The sequence below is a fragment of the Priestia sp. P5_B4 genome, assembly GCF_056400385.1.
In genome coordinates this window covers 1-2,642 of the sequence record NZ_JBFULJ010000528.1, presented here as the reverse complement: position 1 = coordinate 2,642, position 2,642 = coordinate 1, and the positions used below count along the sequence as shown (strand labels likewise).

Genomic DNA, 2,642 nt, shown 5'->3' with positions numbered 1-2,642 from the left:
ATTTAATATAACTACTTTAATAGACTCATCGCTTTGCGCCTGTTTTATTTCAGATGTTAACTTTTCAATCATTTCCTCACTGAATGCGTTTAAACGATCCGGCCGATTTAACGTTAAAGATAAAATAGTCCCCTGCTTTTCTACTACTAAATCACTCATACTTCCGATTCCCTCCTCTTTACTTTGCATTAAACGATAAGCCACCCGCCATCTACTAATAAATCACTTCCTGTCATATAAGAAGCCTCTTTAGACGCTGCAAAAGCAATAATGTTTGCAATTTCATCTGGTTTACCTACACGTTTTAAAGCCGTATTATTTTCGATTGCCTTAGTGAAGCGCTCATTTTCAAGTCCAGGCTGCGTTAAAGGTGTTTCTACGAATCCAGGAGACACAGAGTTTACTCTGACTCCGTGAGATGCTAACTCAAACGCCATTGCTTTTGTAAAGTTAATTAAAGCAGCTTTAGCAGCGCTGTAGTGAGGAATTTGTGCCCCGGCTTTATGTCCTGAAAGAGAAGCGATGTTAACAATAGATCGATTTCCTCCTATTTCTTCAGTTAAAAAAGGAATCAAATGTTTTGTGACAAGAAATACGCTTGTTAAGTTGACGTCCTGCACGTGTTTCCACTGTTCAAGCGTTGTTTCTTTGATTGTTGAATTAACTGATCCGCCTGCGTTATTAATTAATAAATGAATTTGCCCGTACTTTTCTTTTATAAACTCAGCCAGCTCTTTGACGTCTTCTTCTTTCGTTACATCAGCTGGAAAAATATCCGTGCATTTTCGTTCACACCGTGCGTCAATAGCCGATGCAGTCTGTACTAGCTTTTCTTTCGTTCGCCCGACAAGAATGACGCGAGCTCCTTCTTTCGCCATTCTCTGAGCGGTCGCTTCTCCAATGCCGCTTCCAGCTCCTGTAATAACAGCTATTTGCCCTTCAAAACGCATAATATTCCTCCTTATACAACATATCGCCCGCTGTCGATAAATTCACGGGCGATGTCTCGATTGCGCGTGAACTCTCCTTCACTTTGCAAATCATTCATCCATTTTCCAAGAATTGTGCGGTACTGTCGGTGTTTTTCACCCGTTAACATCCCGTTTATTAATTGTCGAGCCTGCTTTTCAATTTCAAAGAGCGTTTCACTAACAACCGTTGCTGACAGCTTGCTTTTTAACTTTTCTTTTTCTTMTCCATTTTTGTTCACGGCTTTTTCCGCGCGCAGCACAGATGACTCCATAKCGAATAGTCCAATAGCAATTTCTGCGAGCTTCATCAGCGTTTCTTGTTCTTGTGCTAGATTGGCTTTAAACGTTTGGAATGCTGTTCCTAACAAAGCAAGAAATAAATGTCTTGTGGTAATAACCGCCTGCTTTTCTCTTGCTAGAAGTTCATTTGAAGATATTTCCCACTGACCGCTCATCAATTCACTAACAGCATCTTCTACTTGTTTGCTCAGCTCTATTTCTCCTTTGTCTGCTTTTTTTAGAAGCTGAGTTGGAAGCAAAAGGCGATTGATTTCATTTGTACCTTCAAAAATACGATTGATGCGTGAGTCACGATATACTTGTTCTATTTTATATTCTTGAATAAACCCCGCGCCGCCATGAAGCTGCAGCGATTCATCGGCAATTAAATCAAGAGTTTCCGACCCGTACACTTTACAAACTGAACATTCCATTGCAAATTCAGCCAGCTGTTTAGCTACTAACTTATGATTTTCACTTTCATATAAGCCACCAAGCGCCTCTTCTAGTAAACCGGCTGTACGGTACTGAATAGATTCAGATGCAAAAATACGAGCCGCCATTTTTGCTATTTTTTCTTTTGAAGCATTAAATTCCGCAATAGCTGTTTTAAACTGCTTGCGTTCTTTTGTATAAGCTAAAGCAAGTTCAAACGCATATTTCGCTGCGCCCATACATGCAGAACCTAAGTTAAAACGTCCGAGGTTTAAGACGTTCAACGCAATCAAGTGACCTTTTCCTACTTGTCCAAGTACGTTTTCTACGGGTACTAAACAATCTTCATAAATAACTGGACGAGTAGACGATCCTTTGATTCCCATTTTCTTTTCTTCTGGCCCGAGAGACAGTCCTTCAAAACCTTTTTCTACAATAAAAGCGGTAAAATGTTCACCTTCTACTTTTGCATACGTGATGAACGTATCTGAAAAGGCTGCATTGGTAATGTACTGCTTCGTTCCATTTAATACATAATGCGTTTTTTCAGGATTTAATACGGCTTTTGTTTGGGCTGCAAGAGCATCAGAACCTGCTTCTGGCTCTGTCAAACAGTAGGCCCCAATATATTCGCCGCTTGCCAATTTAGGCAAGTATTTTTCTTTTTGCTTCTTGGTGCCAAAATACGTAATAGGAAGTGTCGCAATGCATGTATGATTAGAATGAGCGACTCCATATCCGCTTGTCCGGCCAATGATTTCACCGACGAGTCCTTTGCTTACTTTATCAAGACCTAGTCCTCCATATTCTTCTGGAATACTGTGAGCAAGAAGTCCAAGCTCGCCTGCTTTATGCATCAATTCTACTACTTTATTAAAATCCTGCTGCTCAATGTCATTATGGTAAGGGTCTACTTCTTTTTCAATAAACTGCTTTGCTGTCTGAGCAATCATACGG

At 40.3% G+C, this 2,642-nt stretch carries 3 protein-coding genes; all 3 read right to left on the bottom strand.

Features of this window, described 5'->3' with window-relative positions; genetic code table 11:
* On the bottom strand, nt 1–159 hold a 159-nt coding region (locus AC1DRF_RS22455; RefSeq protein ID WP_477741729.1), incomplete at its 3' end, for an enoyl-CoA hydratase-related protein.
* 29 nt (nt 160–188) lie between these two features.
* The gene (locus AC1DRF_RS22450; RefSeq protein ID WP_477741728.1) at nt 189–950 is read right to left on the bottom strand and encodes an SDR family NAD(P)-dependent oxidoreductase; all 762 of its coding nucleotides are present in this window, start codon (nt 948–950) and stop codon (nt 189–191) included.
* An 11-nt stretch (nt 951–961) separates the two neighbouring features.
* Nucleotides 962–2,642, bottom strand: a 1,681-nt coding sequence (locus AC1DRF_RS22445; RefSeq protein ID WP_477741727.1) for an acyl-CoA dehydrogenase family protein, incomplete at its 5' end; no start/stop codon positions are given.